Source organism: Chitinophaga sp. H8 (assembly GCF_040567655.1).
Lineage (GTDB): Bacteria > Bacteroidota > Bacteroidia > Chitinophagales > Chitinophagaceae > Chitinophaga > Chitinophaga defluvii.
Genome location: NZ_JBEXAC010000001.1, coordinates 3,281,723 through 3,299,935, shown reverse-complemented (window position 1 = coordinate 3,299,935; position 18,213 = coordinate 3,281,723). Strand labels below are relative to the sequence as shown.

General features: G+C 44.5%; 16 protein-coding genes. 5 read left to right on the top strand and 11 right to left on the bottom strand.

The genetic code is table 11. From position 1 onward, the window contains the following. Positions 1-120 precede the first annotated feature (120 nt). Positions 121-1,680 (bottom strand): trypsin-like peptidase domain-containing protein, encoded by a 1,560-nt coding sequence (locus ABR189_RS12570; RefSeq protein WP_354660848.1) that lies wholly within the window; start codon positions 1,678-1,680, stop codon positions 121-123. A gap of 324 nt (positions 1,681-2,004) precedes the next feature. Further along, positions 2,005-3,000 (bottom strand): acyl-CoA reductase, encoded by a 996-nt coding sequence (locus ABR189_RS12565; protein ID WP_354660847.1) that lies wholly within the window; start codon positions 2,998-3,000, stop codon positions 2,005-2,007. A gap of 94 nt (positions 3,001-3,094) precedes the next feature. Between ABR189_RS12565 and ABR189_RS12560 the strand changes: the two genes are divergently transcribed. The 4 genes from ABR189_RS12560 (at position 3,095) to ABR189_RS12545 (ending at position 5,832) form a co-directional block, all read left to right on the top strand. Next, positions 3,095-3,442: a 4Fe-4S dicluster domain-containing protein gene (locus ABR189_RS12560; protein WP_354660846.1), complete on the top strand. Its 348-nt coding sequence runs from the start codon at positions 3,095-3,097 to the stop codon at positions 3,440-3,442. 192 nt (positions 3,443-3,634) lie between these two features. Beyond that, positions 3,635-4,627 carry a D-alanine--D-alanine ligase gene (locus ABR189_RS12555; protein ID WP_354660845.1) on the top strand — a complete coding sequence of 331 codons (993 nt, stop codon included), beginning with the start codon at positions 3,635-3,637 and terminating at the stop codon, positions 4,625-4,627. Positions 4,628-4,669: 42 nt separating this feature from the next. Beyond that, positions 4,670-5,473 carry a PASTA domain-containing protein gene (locus ABR189_RS12550; protein ID WP_354660844.1) on the top strand — a complete coding sequence of 268 codons (804 nt, stop codon included), beginning with the start codon at positions 4,670-4,672 and terminating at the stop codon, positions 5,471-5,473. 50 nt (positions 5,474-5,523) lie between these two features. After that, positions 5,524-5,832, top strand: coding sequence for a rhodanese-like domain-containing protein (locus ABR189_RS12545; RefSeq protein ID WP_354660843.1), 309 nt, complete (start codon positions 5,524-5,526; stop codon positions 5,830-5,832). Between the two features lie 134 nt (positions 5,833-5,966). Here the strand turns inward: ABR189_RS12545 and ABR189_RS12540 are convergent, their stop codons facing one another. The 6 genes from ABR189_RS12540 to ABR189_RS12515 all read right to left on the bottom strand — a co-directional run bounded on the left by ABR189_RS12540 (position 5,967) and on the right by ABR189_RS12515 (position 11,734). Further along, positions 5,967-6,368: a RidA family protein gene (locus ABR189_RS12540; protein ID WP_354660842.1), complete on the bottom strand. Its 402-nt coding sequence runs from the start codon at positions 6,366-6,368 to the stop codon at positions 5,967-5,969. A gap of 49 nt (positions 6,369-6,417) precedes the next feature. Beyond that, positions 6,418-7,611 (bottom strand): hypothetical protein, encoded by a 1,194-nt coding sequence (locus tag ABR189_RS12535; RefSeq protein ID WP_354660841.1) that lies wholly within the window; start codon positions 7,609-7,611, stop codon positions 6,418-6,420. 48 nt (positions 7,612-7,659) lie between these two features. Further along, entirely contained in the window at positions 7,660-8,580 is a 921-nt protein-coding gene (locus ABR189_RS12530; RefSeq protein ID WP_354660840.1) for a type 1 glutamine amidotransferase, read from the bottom strand. Between the two features lie 64 nt (positions 8,581-8,644). Then, positions 8,645-9,739 (bottom strand): carboxylate-amine ligase, encoded by a 1,095-nt coding sequence (locus ABR189_RS12525; RefSeq protein WP_354660839.1) that lies wholly within the window; start codon positions 9,737-9,739, stop codon positions 8,645-8,647. 132 nt (positions 9,740-9,871) lie between these two features. Then, entirely contained in the window at positions 9,872-10,972 is a 1,101-nt protein-coding gene (locus ABR189_RS12520; protein ID WP_354660838.1) for an ATP-grasp domain-containing protein, read from the bottom strand. A 51-nt stretch (positions 10,973-11,023) separates the two neighbouring features. Beyond that, positions 11,024-11,734, bottom strand: a complete 711-nt coding sequence (locus tag ABR189_RS12515; RefSeq protein WP_354660837.1) for an esterase family protein — start codon at positions 11,732-11,734, stop codon at positions 11,024-11,026. A gap of 150 nt (positions 11,735-11,884) precedes the next feature. Here ABR189_RS12515 and ABR189_RS12510 point away from each other — a divergent pair, with 150 nt between their 5' ends. After that, entirely contained in the window at positions 11,885-12,661 is a 777-nt protein-coding gene (locus ABR189_RS12510; RefSeq protein ID WP_354660836.1) for an alpha/beta hydrolase, read from the top strand. Here the strand turns inward: ABR189_RS12510 and fabF are convergent. The 3 genes from fabF to ABR189_RS12495 form a co-directional block, all read right to left on the bottom strand. Then, positions 12,656-13,900 carry a beta-ketoacyl-ACP synthase II gene (fabF, locus tag ABR189_RS12505; protein ID WP_354660835.1) on the bottom strand — a complete coding sequence of 415 codons (1,245 nt, stop codon included), beginning with the start codon at positions 13,898-13,900 and terminating at the stop codon, positions 12,656-12,658. The genes ABR189_RS12510 and fabF overlap by 6 nt on opposite strands. A 34-nt stretch (positions 13,901-13,934) precedes the next feature. Beyond that, the gene (locus ABR189_RS12500) at positions 13,935-14,486 is read right to left on the bottom strand and encodes a TetR/AcrR family transcriptional regulator (RefSeq protein WP_354660834.1); all 552 of its coding nucleotides are present in this window, start codon (positions 14,484-14,486) and stop codon (positions 13,935-13,937) included. Between the two features lie 119 nt (positions 14,487-14,605). Continuing rightward, positions 14,606-17,803, bottom strand: coding sequence for a TonB-dependent receptor (locus ABR189_RS12495; protein ID WP_354660833.1), 3,198 nt, complete (start codon positions 17,801-17,803; stop codon positions 14,606-14,608). Positions 17,804-18,213: the final 410 nt, after the last annotated feature.

The window sequence follows — 18,213 nt, the reverse complement described above, 5'->3', positions numbered from 1 at the left end:
TACCAGTTTTATTCCCGATACTGTTTACAAAATATCTTATTATAAAAAAGAAAATCCCCGGCGCAATGCCGGGGATTTTCTTTTCCTAACCTATAAAACCTATATGAAAAAACGTTTTGACTAGAATTCTTCTCCACCTGCCATATTCAGGTTATAGTAGTACATACCGCTCTGCCCGTTATAAATGCCCAGCAACTGCACATTTTTCTGACTTTCCAGTACTTTCCGGAGGTCTGCTATGGAGGTAACTGTAGTATTACCTGCCTTGAGAATAATGAACCCAGGTTTCATCGTAGTTTGTCTTTTCAGCAAACCGCTGTTGATACTATTTACGAGTACACCACCTTTGGCTCCCAGTCTGGCAGCATCTTCCTGTTTCAGGGAGATCAGGTCAGCGCCCAGCTTGTCCAGTACCGTGCCTTTTACAATATCCGTATTACCTTCCAGATTCTTTAAAACCGCATCCACAGTATATTCTTTTGAATTTCTCAGGTAGCTGATCGTGATTTTGTCACCTGGTTTGTATCTGCCTATCTGTTCAGACATTTCCGGGAAAGAAGAAGTGACTACACCATTTACTTTGGTAATTACATCCCCTTTACGTACACCGGCAGCTTGTGCAGCACCGGCAGGTGTAACATCAGAAACAATCACACCGGCCATATCTCTGGTAATACCTTGTTGTTTCAGGTCTTCATCTGTATAACTGGCAGGATCAGCATAGCTGATACCTAAGTAAGCCCGTTGTACATTGCCATACTTCATCAGGTCATTTACTACTTTCTTGACGAGATTTACTGGTATCGCATAGGAATAACCTGCATAAGCACCGGTAGGAGAGGCAATGGCAGAGTTAATACCAATCAGCTCACCGGCTGTATTGATAAGGGCGCCACCACTATTTCCCTGGTTTACTGCGGCATCTGTTTGAATGAATGATTCGATCGCAGTTCTGCGCTGACGGGTGTTGATGCCAATGGCACGGGCTTTGGCACTCACAATACCTGCTGTTACAGTGGCTTCCAGGTTTAATGGATAACCTACCGCCAATACCCACTGGCCAATATCTACATTGTCTGAGTTACCGTACAACAGGTAAGGGAGGCCTTTAGCGTCTATTTTAATGACTGCCAGGTCCGTATTAGGGTCTGTCCCTATTACTTTAGCCTTATAGGTCCTGTTACTGTTAAGGGTAACGGAGATTTCATCCGCATCATCTACTACGTGATTATTGGTTACGATGTAACCATCATCAGAAATTACTACACCGGAGCCGGAAGCCATCTGGCCGGGAATATAATATCTTCTTCCGCCGCCATCGCCCTGGAACTCATCACCGAAAAATTCATCTCCGAAAAGATCCTGGAGAATGCTCCTTTTTCTTTGAAGACCATTACCATTAGATACCTGACGGGGATTGATTTTTGTTTTTATATGTACCACACCAGGCACGGCTGTTTTGGCGGCGGTAGTAAAATCGCTGGGGGGAACCGCATTTGCACGGGTATCCGTACCCGGCATAGCGCCCGTGTACCTTGCATAGTTAACGGGGATATCGTTCGATCCATTTTGAAACTGACCAGCTTGCCGGGGCTGCATGTACTTGCTGTACACAAATACGCTGGCAATGGCAGTGGCCGCACTAATAAGAACGGTTGCAGCTATTTGTCGAAATTTCATATGATAGAGTGTTTAAAATTGTGACTTGAATTGTATCGGTGTTTTACCATCAATTTACATGCCTTTGATACAAATTTAACGCAGCAGTTTAATGAAAGGATGTGGGCAGAGGTGACTTTAACACATTTTTAAATCAATAGTTAAAGTGAGGGCAGGTATTCGTTAAGAACTTCTTAAGGCCGCCCGTTCGTGGCTGCCAAACTATCATCATCGCTATGCCATTATAACAATTTTCGCGACATTTTGTTCCGGTCAAAACTACAAACCACGGCTTACAGCGCTTTGTTATGGCTGCAAACCGTGGTTTATAATGAAAGTATGCGATTATAAAGACAGCATAAACTGAAGCGTGTCCACGCCATCTGCATAATCCGTGAGGGAAGGCTGCTGTGCCTGTCCCAGCGGAATGTATTGCTGCCCCACCACACATTGCAGATCTTCATTGCCGGTTAATTGTTTTTGAAGTGCTGCGGCATCTTCATAATAACCATAGTGTAGTACACTGATAGGAGAGAAAAGACTTTCTTCCTCTCGTAGCAGAATGCTGCCGTTCGTGAGGTAGGTACTGCTGTTCAACAGCAGCAAGGCCAGGTTATAATCATAGTTATTTTTGTACTTATGGAAATCCATCAGGTAGTCGTAATGCTTCAATGCGTCCAGCAATGGCGTAAAGTCATATCCGGCGGGAACAAGTATCTTGGTCACATTTCTGCATCCCAGCCCAAAATAGAGCATCACGTCATTGGCCAGGGCCAGCAGCTCATCACGGGATTCCTGCCCTGTCAGTACTGCGATAGAAGTCCGGTTACGCCGGATAATATGCGGATATTTGGCAAAATAGTAGTGGAAATACCGGGCAGAATTGTTGCTGCCGGTAGCAATATAGGCATCACAGTCCTTTAAAATGTCCATTACTACTGTTTGTCCGGCTATTTCAGGATACCAGCTACTCATTTCTCCCAGGATGTGTTTCATCAGTATTTCATCCTTGCCAGACAGTTTTAACTTTACCTGGTGCCCGCTTACAAATCCGCATAGCCAATCATGGAAGCCTACCAGCGGAATATTACCGGCTGTTACAATGCCAATGGTTTTGGGGGCAGCCGGAGCGGCTGCAGGATACTGCTCCAGCCACTGGTGTAAGGCGGCCGGGCTCAGGTAATGTTGGCAAATATTGTCCAGCGACTTGTTAATAAATGCCGGAATAAACCACCCATTATGCTGGAAAGCCTGCGCTTTTACCGCTTCCAGTGCGGGATTGCTGCTTGCCAGGTACTGTCCCAGGCGCACCAGGGCTGCTTCTTTTTCTGATCTGTTCATGAATCTGTATAAATAAATGACTTTATTAAACTGAGATATTTTATTTTTGTCGTACAAAATTAATGGCTTACTACTTAAACAAAAAGTTTACACTATGGCAATTAAGATAACAGACGAATGTATTAATTGTGGCGCTTGTGAACCAGAGTGCCCAAACAATGCCATTTATGAAGGAGGTGTAGAGTGGGCAATGGCAGATGGAACTACCGTCAAAGGTTCCTATACCCTGATGGATGGCAGCGCTATTGATGCCGACCAACGTAACGCTCCTATCAGCGTGGATGCTTATTATATTGTACCCAATAAATGTACAGAGTGCCAGGGCTTCCATGAAGAGCCACAATGTGCGGCTGTTTGCCCGGTTGATTGCTGCGTTCCGGATGAAATGTACCAGGAAACAGTGGATGAACTGATGGCCAAAAAAGAAAAATTACACCTGTAATAGCATTGGTAACCATGCTAATATACTTCAAAAACCAGCCCCGCCAGGCTGGTTTTTCTTTTTATGGGCCATCCCGGCATTGATAAATCCCTGGGAAAGGCCAGTATCCCCCTGGTATCGGGATACCTTTATGGTAAGTTGACAATTACCAAATAACATTTAACTTTACCCGCACTTATCGTAAAAACAACTATGAAGAAAAATATAGCTTTGGTAGCCGGTGGATATTCCGGTGAATATGTGATCTCTGTGCAAAGTGCGGCTGTAATTGAAACCAACCTTGATAGCAACAGGTACAATGTTTATAAAATAATTGTTACCCGGGAAAACTGGCTTCACACCACTACAGATGGCAAAGTATATCCGGTGGATAAAAATGACTTTACACTAACGATCGATGGGGCTAAGGTAAAATTTGATGCGGTTTTTATAGGTATTCATGGTACACCTGGCGAAGATGGCCGTTTGCAGGGATATTTCGAAATGCTGAATATACCGTTCACCAGCTGTGGTATGGTGACCTCGGCTATTACCTTCAATAAAAGCTATTGCAATAAAATTGTAGCAGCATTAAATGTGGTAAACGTCTCTAAATCAATGCATGTGTTCAGCAATCAGCCCTATGATGCGGCACAAATCTTGCAACAGTTGCGTTTGCCGGTATTTGTAAAACCTGCGGAAGGCGGCAGCAGTATAGGGATGTCCAAGGTAAATGAAGCCGCTGCGCTACAGCCTGCCATTGAAAAGGCCTTTAAAGAAGATACACAGGTGCTGATTGAAGAGTTTATCAAAGGCCGGGAACTTACCATAGGATTATATGAGGTAAATGGGGTACTAACCGTATTGCCAATTACTGAAGTGGTAAGCAGTAAAGAGTTTTTTGACTATGAAGCGAAATATACACCGGGTGTTTCTAATGAAATTACACCGGCCCAGGTAGGGGAAGAGGTAACACAGCTGGTACAGCATACGGCTTCCCGCCTGTATCGTTTGCTGAATTGCAGGGGGATTGTAAGGATTGACTTTATCTGGGAAGAGGCCACTGGTAAATTATTCTTCCTGGAAGCCAATACAATGCCTGGCCAATCAGAAAACAGCCTGGTGCCCCAACAGGTAAGGGCGGCAGGCAAAACATTACAGGATTTTTATGGAGAACTGGTAGAAAACTGTTTGCAAAACAAATAGCCACATTCCGGGTTCCCTACTTTATAACTTAATTTCATTATCGTGTTTGAAGCAATTACCAAGCGTCCATTTTGGTTTAACGTGCTGGCAGTCATTGTATTTTTCTTTGTGCTGGCAATCATTTTCTTTTCCCTGTTAGGTGCTATTACCAAACATGGACAAACATTAACAGTACCGGATGTACGGGGTAAAAGTGTAAATGAGGCGATGATGATACTGGAGAAAGCTGGCTTTGAAGCGGATGTCCGGGATTCTATTTATATTGATACCATTCCTGCACTCGCTGTTTGGGAACAAACCCCGGAGAAAGGATCAGAAGTGAAGGTAAACCGCACTATTTATCTTACGGTAAATAAAGTCATTCCTCCCATGGTATTGATGCCCGACCTGGAAGGCCTCACTTTCCGCAGTGCAGAAATGACCTTGCACAGCCGTCGCCTCAATGTGGGGGATACTATTTACAAACCGGATTTTGCAACAAATACCGTTTTGCAGCAATTACTGAATGGAAAGCCAATTAAACCTGGTAAAAACGTACCGGAAGGAAGCAGTATTTCGCTGGTGCTGAGTAGTGGCACTGGTAGTATAGAGAACCCGGTGCCTAATTTAGTAGGGCTTACCTATGCAGAAGCCAGGGAAGCATTGAGTGCGAGTAATCTTAATCTGGGGACAGTATTAATCGATCCGGGGGTAAGTGATACCTTGAATGCTTATATATCAAGGCAAATCCCTGCCCGTAAAAATGAGATGGGCGACCTGAACCTGGTGCGTGCCGGAGAGAGTGTGGACCTGTGGCTGGTACCTGTTAAGCCGGTAAAAGATAGTGTAATAGTAACTCCTGAATAAGGAGGTCTTATGTAAACAAGCTCTTTAAGAAATCTAAAATTTTGATAATTATGCAAAACATTACACCAGAAGAACTGAAGCAACGTATTGATGCAGGCGAAGCATTGCATATTGTGGATGTAAGAGAACCACATGAACGTGCGGAGTTCAATATAGGCGGTACCTTGGTGCCATTGGGACATATACAGGCCATGCAGGTAGATGAGCTGGAAGAACTGAAGGATCAGGAAGTGATCGTTTATTGCCGTAGCGGAAATCGCAGCGGACAAGCCTGCATGTTACTGGAAACAATGGGCTTTACAAATGTTAAAAACCTGACCGGTGGTATGTTGAAATGGCAGGAGCTGTATAGTGCCTGATAATCCGTCGATAAAAGCATATGCAAGAGACTGTCTGTAAGCGGACGGTCTCTTTTGTTTTTATCAGATAACTATTTAATATGCTTAGGATCTGCTTTCTGCGGATTTACTGCCTGTCTGCATGCCTTTCAGGATTAATGAGAGGCTGTTCTTTCGTGTACGATCGCCGTAGCCTCAATTTCTATCAGGTAACGCGGATCTATCAGCTGGCTTACCTGCAACATGGAGGTGGCCGGCTTTATACTCATAAAAAACTCACCATGGGCCCGGCCTATTTCCTCCCACCGGGAAATATCCGTTACAAACATACGGGTACGGATCACATCATGCAGCGATGCCCCGGCGGTGACAAGGGCAGCTTCAATTTTTGCCAGGATGTACTTTGTTTGCTCATAGGCATTCCCTTCGCCTATTATTTTGTCGCCATCTGCTGATACAGTGCCGGATACCTCAATGACATTGCCAATACGTACAGCACGGGAATATCCAACTTTGTTTTCCCAAATAGCTCCGGAGGAAAGATTGGTGCGTTTCATCTGTAAAGGATTGTTTTATAAATGGTCAAATACCACTATTGATACCTGGTTATTGTTCAAAGAAACAACAGCTGCCACCTACCCAGTCCTGTTTGTCATTGAAGCTCACACCTATCATTTTTCCCTTGCTGATCCGTGCCAGATTATGCACCAGTATAGGGCGCGGCGAGTTGTCCGGCCAGGCATACATCATCCGTATTTCACATTTTGCTGGTCCGTTGGGAGTTTCAATAGCAGGGGCATAGTGTACTTTATGCTGAAGTATCCAGTTTTGAGGATCATCTATGACGTCAATATCAGCAGGGGTTACATCTATTTTCACCCCCTGGCCGGCAAAGGAAAACAACGGCTTGAGTACATAGTTTTCCAGATCAGCAGGTATTACCGGCAGCTGGTGCAGGAACCAGCTTTTAGGAACATATTCACTGTGAATAAAAGGCAGGGTATATTTACTGATACGGTAAAACCAGTTGGGGTGGGTGATCCATTCTACCTCCAGCTCCTGAAAAAGGTTTACATGTCCGCTTAACCGGGCTTGCTGTTTTTCCAGATCGTCAAATATCACCCGGTTGTATATACGCTTAATAGGTATTTGACGACCCTTCCGGGTATAATACAGTTTTTTACCATCCTGTAAAAGATCCGTGATGCAGATCGTTTTAATGCCAATGTATTTTTCCGTGCTGTAAAAATCCACCCTGGTTTTCTGCGCTTCAGGGTTTACTTCCAGCAGTACTACTTCTTCAGGCGCATAAGGCCCTACAATCAATTCCTGCAAAAATTCAAAATAAGAGGCAGAATTAAAGTTGTTGAAAAAGTTACTTACGCCTTCCGGAATATTAAAATGTTCCCTGAATTGCCTTGCCATCACATCCTGGAATGCAAACATGGTTGGAAATCCCTGTAATTCAATCAGCTGAGGTACCAATTCTCCCTGTTCATTATAACAAACGGCAAAATCAATAATAATAAAGTGTGGATGCTCATTTTCATGCGCTACTTTCAGGGCAGGAGGAATCGCATCCTGGGTAATCGTTTTGAAGTCGGGCCGCAGGATAACATTTACAATCTCTTCACAGGCCTGTACCAGTTTGGTGGTTAATGCCCTGGGTACAAATACAGGTGTTTCAGCTACACGGAATGCAGGGATATCTGCCGCATCCTGCGCCAGGCCATTTAAAAACGCCTCATACCTGGCAGCGGTAAATTGTTGATTATATGCAGCTCTTATTGCAGGGATCATATTTGAAACAATGATAATCGGACAGGTGGCATAAGGGCCTGTCTTTAATTAGAAAAATGATTGCTCGTTGTCATTATCTTCATACCCTTCCTGCGGATCAAAGCCCTCCGGCTGCTCAAATCCGGCAGCCACCGCATGTGAGGCAGTCACTAATCCAAAAATAGCCTGGTCGAGGAAGGTTGTGACAAACCGATCATGTGTAAGCCGGATCTTGTCAGGATCCATTAGCTGTTCCAGCATACTTTCATATTTCTCTTCACCATAGCTGGCAGTAACCTGTTTCCTTTTTTCTTCCTGGAGCAAGTACTTATGCATACCACTGGCATCAGCTTCCGGATGAAATTGTGTGCCAATAAAGTGTTCATTGAAACGGATGGCCATGGTTGCTCTTTCCAGCGGAACATGCGGCCGTTCTTTTTCAATGGCCAGCAGTTGTGCGCCCATAGCCTGCATGTTACTTTTATTCAATTCTATTACCTGCCAGTTGCGGCTATCAACAATATAAAACGGATCAGGCAAGGCATTGAATACTGGTTCATGCATCCCGGCTACTGTTTTATGTACCGGAAATACCCCAAATGCGGGGGATTTACGCCGGCATACATTGCCCAGTTTAAAATAACGGCACATCAGCTGAAAGGAATGGCAAATGAAGATGGCCGGTTTTTTGACCCTATTCGTACGGTTCCAGGCCAATAATTCCTCTATCAGCGAAAAGTAGGCTGCTTCCCAGGCACTTCCTTCACTGGCTACAGGGCTGCCCGGCCCGCCGGTGGAAATATAAATATCGTAAGACAAATCTGGTACCTGCTGCTGTAACCGCACTTCATATTCGTGAAATTGTAAATTTAATCCATGTGTAGCAGCGTAGTCATTCAACAGCTCCCGTATACAGCGCATGCCCTCATTGGGCGCCCCTTCATACATATCCAGTACAGCTACTTTCCAGTTATTCTTTATGGGTTGCATACTGCAAAGGTAATAAATTGAGCGTTGGCAGCAGATAATGTGGTACGGGCATAGGGCAAATTGGCTAAACCAGGAACTGCGATTGAATAAAATCAGTAACGGCTACCATATCTCCTGTTTCAGCATATACCTGAAGTTGCCTGTCGGCTCCGGTACCATTTTCAAGCAGGTGTATAGTGTTTTGAATAACAGGACGACTGTCGAGCTCATCTACTACATCATCAACAAAATCCAGTAGTTCGTATATAAGTGCGCGTGTATTTACTTCTATTTCCTTACCAAAATCGATCAGGTGCCCATCAATACCATAGCGGGAGGCCCGCCATTTATTTTCATTAATCAGGGCCCTGTTGTAAATAATGAAGTTGAGGTTTTGCATGCGCAGTTTATATATCTTGGCACATACTGCCTGGAAAAGGCCGGCTACGGTAATGGTCTCCTCTACGGTAAGTGGAATATCACAAACGCGAAACTCAACAGTATTGAAAAAAGGATGTACCCGTAAATCCCACCATACCTTCTTGGCATTATCGATACAGTTGGTTTTTACCAGTAGTTTGATGTAATTATCATATTCTTCAATACTGGCAAAATAATCAGGTATACCGGTACGGGGGAATTTATCAAACACCTTGGTACGGAATGATTTAAAACCGGTATTACGCCCCTCCCAGAAAGGGGAGTTGGTACTAAGCGCAAAAATATGTGGTAAAAAGTAGCGGGCAGAGTTGGCGATATGAAGTGCCATTTCCCGGTTTTCCATACCCACGTGCACATGCAAACCAAATATCAGGTTGGATCGTGCTGCATCCTGCATCTCATTTACTATTTCAAAGTACCTCGGATGGTCAGTAATCAGCTGTTTTTCCCATTTGGAAAAAGGATGGGTACCGGAGGCGCCTATGCTAAAGCCAAGATCACCGGCAATTTGTGCAATAGTCCTGCGCAGCAGTGCTACATCTTCCCGTGCCTCACTAATGTTGGCGCAGATTTGGGTGCCTACTTCCACTACTGCCTGATGGAACTCTGCTTTTACCTGGTCTTTAATCACTTTATGGGCCTGCTCCACTATCTTTTGCTCATGTGATTTCAGCTCCCGGGTAGTGGGATCCAGCACCATGTATTCTTCTTCTATGCCGAGCGTAAATGCGGTAAACATATATTTGGTTATTGCGCTAACTTTTTAAATCGGATGCAAATAAACTGCTAATTAAAGGAAATACCTGCATTAAAGGTGTTGCATATGGTATTTTGATGACCTGCCTGCGTTGGTTGCCAATAAGGCAGGTAGCTATTTATTTTTACTGCTGCTTTTTTTGGTAGTGGCAGCAGTTGTTGTTTTAGTCTTTTTATCTGTTGTCGTTTTCTTTTTGCTGGTGTCAGCTGCTTTTTTTGCTGTGGTTGCTTTTTTGGCAGCAGCCTTTTTCTTTTTGAGCGGTGTACTTGTTCCATTAGCTAATATACCCTCTTGTACAAATCTGCCCCAGGTAAGATTATCTGCTCCCGGCTGATGCGCTTTGGCTCTTGCAATGGCATAACTGGCAGTCGTTTCTACTACCCACTCAAAATTGTCTGCTCCTACAGAATGGAGATCTGCATCTGGTGCAGGGTTGCAAAAGTCGATGGCATAGGGAATACCCTCTTTTACGGCCATCTCTACGGTATTAAAATCATAGCCCAGATACTCATTCAGGGCAATCACCTGTGCCGTAATGGTGTCCAATAACGCCGGTTCCCCGGGAAAGGAGGCCTGATAACGTAAATGATGCGGATGGCGTGGATCATATGGCATGATACGTACATGCCTGCCGCCTATACAGTAGCAACGATAGTATTCTTCAAATACAATTTCTTCCTGCAGCATCATAACCAGCTGATCTGTTTCCGCATGTTTGTTGAAGAAGTCTTCCCGGTTCTCTACCTGGTAAACATTTTTCCATCCTCCGCCGGCAAAGGGCTTCATATATGCCGGAAAACCCGTGTACGCAAATATGGTATCCCAGTCAAACGGATACAACAGATTGCGGAAAGATTGATCCGAGGTGTTTTCCGGAAGATTGCGGGAAGGCACCAATACCGTTTTGGGAACAGCTACGCCAGTTTTCAAGGCCACTGCATTATTAAAAAACTTGTCATCAGCGCTCCACCAGAAAGGATTGTTGATAACAGCGGTACCACCGATGGCAGCATTTTTCAGGTAGGCACGATAAAAGGGTACATCCTGGGAGATGCGGTCCAGTATCACAGCATAGCCCGAATCAGCACCCTGCATTACCTTATCAATGGTAACAAATTCAGCCATAATCCCTGGCTCGTTTTTACGGTTTATACGGTCTACGAATGCCTGTGGGAAAGTGTTTTCCTGACCAAAGAGAATACCTATCTTTTTCATAGCAGCTGGCTCGGTTTTAAGGTGGTTTATATAGATCAGTACAAGTATAAATTAAGCTTTGATAAGCGAGAGATAATGCGGCAGCATTTCCTTCCAGACGGGCCAGTCATGCACCCTGTTAGGGCGGACATCCAGCCAGTGCGATATCTTTTTAGCACCAAGTATACCCGATAACTGCTCATTCTGCCCCCTGGTTACATCGTGGTCTGCTGTGCCCAGTACAATGCCCATCCGCCAGAGGTCCTCATCTTCATTGTCGGGCAGAAAGGAAACCGGATTATTGAAATATACGTTATCGTCAAACTGATGATCTACCCGTTGGGCAATATCAAATATACCGCTCAGGCTAAACAGATAAGATACTACCGCCGGATGCCGGAAGGCAAAATTGGCTGCATGATAGCCACCAAAGCTACAACCTGCTACGGCAATGCGTTCGTGCCCCGTTTCTGCCGTTATACGGGGAAGCAACTCATTGGCCAGCATCTGATCATAACAAAGGTGATTATACGCTCTTTCTGCGGGAGGAACATTTTTATTATACCAGCTGTTCGCATCCACACTGTCCGGACAATAAATCCGTACAAGCCCCTGGTCAACAAACCACCCTGCTGCATCTATCAGGCCAAAGTCCTTACTTTCGTAATAACGTCCCATAGAAGTAGGAAACAGCAGCAGGGGATAGCCACTATCTCCAAATACCAGCATCTCAAATTCCCGGTTCAGGTGTGGGGAATGCCATTTATAGTAGTTCTCAGTCACAGGAATTCGTTTGTATAAATTTAAAAAAAATACTCCATAGTCCCGCTACCGTCATTGCAGGAAGTAAAGGTTATCATAAGTTTAACAACACCGCATTGAAAAACTGGTATACAGCTACGCTGCTCCGGGGCATGAAGTATATTTGCAGATATGGAAGAAGTCGTAACAGATCGTTTTAGCTTGTTTTCACCCGGATTGCAACGGCAGGTGCTCATAGATTGTTATTATCCGGCAACTCATACACCGGGAAATGTTTGTTTGTTGTTGGTAAATGATGGACAGGACCTCGAAGCGGTTGGTTTGACAGACTTACTGGCTCCCTTATATGCAGCCGGTAAAGCATTGTTGGTAGTGGGGATCTACGCGGGTAAACAACGAAAACAGGAATATGGTACTGCAAGGTTCCTGAACAGCCAAGGGCAGGGAGGAAGCGCTGCATTGTATAATCAGTTTGTTGTACAGCAACTATTGCCCTTCATCCGGCAGCAGTACAGCGGTATTACGTTTGTAACAACTGCATTTGCGGGCTTTTCCCTGGGAGGATTGTCCGCTTTGGATATTGTGTGGAATAATCCGGGTTTGTTTAATTATGTTGGCGTGTTTTCAGGAGCGCTTTGGTGGAGAAGCAGGGAATTGGGGAATGGCTACAATGAAAATACGGACCGTATCATGCACCGGCAGATAAGAGAAGGGATTTTCCAGCCAGGCCTGAAATTTTTTTTTGAATGCGGTACGGAAGATGAAACTGCCGACCGCAACAATAACGGGATTATTGACAGTATTGATGACACGCAGGGGCTGATCCATGAACTGGAACAAAAAGGATATGTAAACGGACAGGACATTACCTACCTGGAAATACCCGGAGGGAGGCATGACGTGTCCACCTGGGGGCAGGCAATGGATGTTTTACTGAAATGGTTATGATAGCGCTTTAAATACCACAATGCCATTGTGCCCACCAAAGCCAAAAGTATTGCTCATCGATACGGCTACTTTTTTCTCTATTGCATCCTTAAATACAATCTGTAGCCCTGCCGGAATAGCAGGGTCAGGTTCCTGTGTATTGATAGTAGGAGGGATGATACCGGTTTGGATACTCATCACCGCGGCAATCGCTTCAATAGCTCCTGCTGCGCCCAGTAAATGTCCGGTCATAGATTTGGTAGCACTAATATGCAGGTGGGTGGCTTCCTGACCAAAAAGCCGTGCAATGGCAGTGGTTTCACTAAGGTCCCCAACAGGTGTAGAGGTGGCATGGGCGTTGAGGTAGTGTACATCGCCTGCATTCAACCCCGCATCTTCTAGTGCAAATTTCATGGCCTGCAAAGCCCCTAATCCTTCCGGATGGGTGGCAGTCATATGATAAGCATCTGCTGTCATCGCTGCGCCTGCTACTTCTGCATATATCCTGGCTCCTCTTGCTTTGGCATGCTCATACTCTTCCAGTACTAAAGCGCCTGCGCCTTCACCCATCACAAATCCATCCCTGTTTACGTCAAAGGGACGGGAAGCAGCTGCGGGATCCTCATTTCTGACAGACATCGCTTTCATTGCACAAAATCCACCTACGGAAGCCGGTGTGACAGGAGCTTCAGATCCTCCGGTAATGATCACCTTGGCTTTTCCCCAGCGGATGTAATTCAGTGCATCCATCATGGCGGTATTGGAGGTAGCACAGGCCGAAACCGTCGTGTAGTTGATCCCCATCAAATGGTGTTGAATAGAGATCATACCTGGCGCCATATTGGAAATGAGTTTCGGCACAAAATAGGGGCTGAACCGCGGTTTATTACCACCAGTTACATATTCGGTGACCTGCTCCTCAAAGGTTTGCATGCCTCCTTGCCCGGAACCCCAGATTACCCCTGTATCAAAGGGATTCATCGTACTGAAATCCAATCCCGCATCTGCTATTGCCTGATTGGCCACTACCAGTGCATATTGTGTAAATGGATCTGTTTTCCTGATATCGGCCTTATCCAACAAACTGTTTACATCAAAATCTTTCAGCTCGCAGGCAAATCTGGTCCGGAATAAACTGGCATCAAACCGGGTAATGGTAGCTGCACCACTTTTGCCGGATATAAGGTTGTTCCAGAAGGCAGTTACTTCATTACCTATTGGTGTAAGGGCGCCCATGCCTGTAATTACAACTCTTTTCATACTTATAGCATTTGAGTAATAGTGAGTAGAAATTTTAACGCAGATCTTTTAATAGTTGGTTACTGATCCTGGTAAACGTTTTCCGGCCTAATACCCTGGATAATAACAGGGAAGATTGCAGATTGGAAATTACCAGCAGTGCCCGGTCATAGGCCGCTCCTTCAAAATGCAGTAAATGCTTGCTGCGCCCGTTTTCAAGACAATTACTCAGCCAGTTTAAAATGCCGTTGCCCATCTCCTGTACTTTCTCCTGCATGGCTTCCGGAAGGGTATCATAATCCGGGGTAAGCGAACCCATTAAACAGATCACTCCTTTTTTGCTGCTGGTGTTAAATACTTCAAAGAGATGGTTTAGCTGCTCATCTTCCGGTAAATGCTTCCATTTGTTGGTATTGGTATTAAATTTTTTTATTTCTCTTTCTATTACTCCTATACCCAAATCTCCTTTGGCAGGGAAATGATAATGAATCGCAGCATTTTTTATGGATAAAGGCTCTGAAATATCCTTATAACTGAAAGCATTATATCCCTTTGTTCTCACCAACTGGTCTGCCAGTGCAACAATCTTTTCTTTTGTGTCAGACATACTATTGACTGTTTGCCGGCTCAAATATACTTACTTGTAGGTAAGTAAGCAAATGCTCATTTACGGGCATAAAAAAACCGGACCAGTATTGGCCCGGTTTTTTATAAGAAAATTGCTGTTTATCTGAAAATATATCTTACTCCCACTTGTCCTTGCCAGCGGGCACTCTGCAAACCAAAATCATCTATCTGCGCCACGGTTTTGTTTTTAGTAGCCGGACCGGTATAGTTAAATTTGGCAGTAGTACCATCTGCTTCAAAGCCCTGGAAGTCAACCAGTGTATAGTTGTTGTAAGTCATCCCCAGTCTGGCAGTGTACAGGCGTCCCCAATCTTTGTTAAGCATATTCCCCAGGTTAAATACATCAAAAGTAAGCTGGAGAGTATGCCTTTTGCCATCCCTTTGTTTGATGTAAAAATCCTGTGCAAGGTGCAGGTCAAAGATATTGGAGAAAGGTGCTCTTACAGCATTCCTTTCTGCATATTGTCCCCTGCGGCTGCTCAGATAACTATCGCTTTCAATAAAGCTGTTCAGGTTTTTCCATTGATCTTCTTTAGAAAGCGTAACATTCCCGTTTTTGTCTTTTACATCCACCAGGTGAATTTCACTGGCATCTCTGGGAACGTACATAATGTTCAACCCTTTATCCAGATCGTTGGTGATAGGATAAGCTGGTTTGTCATTGTAGCCGTAAGAGAACCGGTCGCCTGCCTGGCCGGTATAATACAGGGTAACAGTTGTAGCAAGGAATCCAGCATAATCCTTTTTATAGGTTAAAGAGGCCGTAACACGGGAGCCCATATCATAAATAGAATAACCAAAATCGATATCATTCTTACCTCTTACGTTAGGCATACGCCATTGGGAAGAGTTTTGTGCTGATTGTCCATCATTCAACCCTTTTGCACGACCGTAAGTATAAGATGCCATTGCACTGAATCCATTGTTAAAGTTCTTCTGGAACTGTGCGGTGATGTTATACGTGTAACCTTTGCTGGTATTTTCTGCATACATCACATTGGTATATGTTTTCATGGTATCACCTGCTATTGGCCGCCAGATAGGACGGTTATCGCCGCCGTTGCCGGTAACATGCTTGCCACTTTCTACATATGTGAGATTGAAGTAGTTGACGTTATTGATGGTTTTGGTATAGATAGCTTCTAAAGTACCAATGATACCCCATGGTAATTTCTGATCCAAAGCGAGGCTGGTTCTGAACACCTGAGGGAACTTAAAGTTCTTGGCAAACAAGTCAATCTGTCCGGAAGGGCCTGCAGCAGCAGTTGGTTGTTTGTCCCATGCCGGTTCAAATGCTACTGGCTGATTATTCGGTCCTACAGGTCTTGATTTGTCATACGACAATCCACCCACGGTAAGGCCATTGTTGTTGTACATACCACCTACCCATACAAATGGGATGCGGCTGGTAAAGATACCTGCACCACCACGTAATTGGGTAGTCTGATCGCCGGTTACATCCCAGTTAAAGGCCACGCGTGGAGAAAGCAGGATTTTACTGTCAGGTTTTACCCCTGTTTTAGCTCCTTTGATATCCCAGCCGGTAGCTACGATTTTGGGTAATACATTATCGTTGAAGTCGTCATTCTTCATGGGATCATCCAGGAAGATCGGCATGTCAGCACGGATACCGAGTGATAATTTAAACCGGTCGCTTACCTGGTAATCATCTTGTGCATATACCCCCAGTTGAAGTGCTTTCAGCCTGGCAGCTGCTTTGGTATCATCTCCCTGTTTGTTGTCTACCAGCGAGAATGTTCTGTCAAATTTTGTTGGACCAGCACCTGTCAGGAAATCATTGGCATTAGCAAAAGTATAGGACCCGTAGTTATTACGGATAAATATGTTAAACATATTATAGTACTCATTGCTGGTACCAAAGGTGAAGGTGTGACGGCCTTTATACAGTTCAAAGTTATCTGTTAAGGTAATAACGTCCTGCTTCAGCAAATTAGCTGCTGAAAAGGCATCACTTCCAAAGGCAATGGATTCGTTGGTAATAAATACAGCCGGGAATTTGCCGCCTATCGGATTACGGTCATCCCGTACAATATTCACACCTACCAGCAGGGAATTGGATGCTTTATTGCCAAACAGGCTTTTTAACTCAGCGGTAGTAGCATTGGTAGTAGAAGGGAAGTCTGTGCCCGCGTTGGCAAAATTCAGCGTCCTGGCAGTAGATACTTTTGGACTGATGCTCCGTCCATGGGTATATTGATGACGGATGGTGAATTTATGTACATTGTTGATATTCCAGTCCAGGCGAACAAATAATTTTCTGCCTTCCAGGCTGTTGGATGCAGAACCATATCCTCCTGGGTCATATCCATAGCCGTTTAATTTATCAGAAATCTGTTTCAGCACCTCTGGGGTAGCAGCATTGGCACCTACACCGGTAGCATATTGTTTATAGTCAAACGGCTGAGGTGTGTTATCATTCTGAAATTCTGCATTAATAAAGTAGAAAAGCTTGTTCTTGATAATGGGGCCACCTACCCGCACACCATAGGTTTTGGAGGTAAAATCATTTAATTTTTTGCGTTCCTGGTCTTTGATATCGGTAGGTGTTTTACCGGCCAGGCTCTGATTACGGAAAAATAAATAAGCAGAACCTTCAATGTCATTGGTACCGCTCCTGGTTACTGCGTTCACAGACCCCCCTGCAAAGCCTCCCTGTTTTACATCAAAGGGGGAAACATTAATATTAAACTGATCAATAATGTCCACACTGAAAGGGGAGAGCCCGATCTGGCCGCCATTGGCACCATTATCGGCCAGCCCGAACACATCATTCTGAACGGCGCCATCCACAAATATGGCATTATATCGGCTGTTGGTACCTGCAATGGAAATCCCGTTATTACCACTACCATCCTTGGTCAGCCTCACTTGTGGGGATAACCTTACAAAGTCGGTATAGTTGCGGCCTACTGTTGGCAATGCATCGATCTGTGCCCGGCTTAAAGTGGTTTGCGCTCCTTTACGGTTGGGATCAAATAAGCTGTTGCGCTGGCCAATGACTTGTATTTCCTGGATATCACGGCCTTTCTCTGTCAGCTTGGTATTGAGCTTAAAGGTCTGTCCCAGGGAGAGAAAGATGTCATTCTGTGTAAATTCATTGAACCCGATATAAGAAACAGTTACCTTGTACGGGCCCCCCACATTCATATTGGGGATCCGGAAAAAGCCTTCCCCATCTGTAGTAGTACCGTATTTGGTACCGGAAGGTGTGTGTATGGCCATCACAGTAGCTCCGGGCAACGCCTCATTGTTGGCAGTTACGATTCTTCCGTTCATTCCGGAAGTGGTTACTTGGGCATAAGAAACAATAAAACTGAATAACAAAAAGAGAGTAAAGCGTAGTTTTCGAAATCCCATGGTCTGTAAGATTTGATTTATGCCGCAAAGATGATAAATTATCAGGTTCAAATTTTAACGGTAAATTAACAAATTGTTAAGCCGCCTGTGGATATCTTATATGCCCGGGGTTTGATTAAACATGATAATAATGGAAGCGGCATTTACAAAACCATTCAATAGCATTTGTGGAAAAAAATACAATATATCAAATAGGGAAAAGGGATAATTTGTTATTTGTGAAAAAAGAGAGAACAATTAGCAGGGATAAGGTGTTTTGTGGACGGGCCGAATAACCGGTTTATGTGCTGGATGTCATTTATCGGAAGGGATAGGGGCCGGAGCATTTC

Excerpts from the sequence above, each read along its gene's own strand:
- ABR189_RS12495 (WP_354660833.1), bottom strand. The coding sequence starts at position 17,803 with ATGAACGGAAGAATCGTAACTGCCAACAATGAGGCGTTGCCCGGAGCT.
- ABR189_RS12570 (WP_354660848.1), bottom strand. The coding sequence starts at position 1,680 with ATGAAATTTCGACAAATAGCTGCAACCGTTCTTATTAGTGCGGCCACT.
- ABR189_RS12555 (WP_354660845.1), top strand. The coding sequence starts at position 3,635 with ATGAAGAAAAATATAGCTTTGGTAGCCGGTGGATATTCCGGTGAATAT.
- ABR189_RS12565 (WP_354660847.1), bottom strand. The coding sequence starts at position 3,000 with ATGAACAGATCAGAAAAAGAAGCAGCCCTGGTGCGCCTGGGACAGTAC.
- fabF (WP_354660835.1), bottom strand. The coding sequence starts at position 13,900 with ATGAAAAGAGTTGTAATTACAGGCATGGGCGCCCTTACACCAATAGGT.
- ABR189_RS12500 (WP_354660834.1), bottom strand. The coding sequence starts at position 14,486 with ATGTCTGACACAAAAGAAAAGATTGTTGCACTGGCAGACCAGTTGGTG.
- ABR189_RS12540 (WP_354660842.1), bottom strand. The coding sequence starts at position 6,368 with ATGAAACGCACCAATCTTTCCTCCGGAGCTATTTGGGAAAACAAAGTT.
- ABR189_RS12560 (WP_354660846.1), top strand. The coding sequence starts at position 3,095 with ATGGCAATTAAGATAACAGACGAATGTATTAATTGTGGCGCTTGTGAA.
- ABR189_RS12545 (WP_354660843.1), top strand. The coding sequence starts at position 5,524 with ATGCAAAACATTACACCAGAAGAACTGAAGCAACGTATTGATGCAGGC.
- ABR189_RS12510 (WP_354660836.1), top strand. The coding sequence starts at position 11,885 with ATGGAAGAAGTCGTAACAGATCGTTTTAGCTTGTTTTCACCCGGATTG.
- ABR189_RS12530 (WP_354660840.1), bottom strand. The coding sequence starts at position 8,580 with ATGCAACCCATAAAGAATAACTGGAAAGTAGCTGTACTGGATATGTAT.
- ABR189_RS12535 (WP_354660841.1), bottom strand. The coding sequence starts at position 7,611 with ATGATCCCTGCAATAAGAGCTGCATATAATCAACAATTTACCGCTGCC.
- ABR189_RS12520 (WP_354660838.1), bottom strand. The coding sequence starts at position 10,972 with ATGAAAAAGATAGGTATTCTCTTTGGTCAGGAAAACACTTTCCCACAG.
- ABR189_RS12525 (WP_354660839.1), bottom strand. The coding sequence starts at position 9,739 with ATGTTTACCGCATTTACGCTCGGCATAGAAGAAGAATACATGGTGCTG.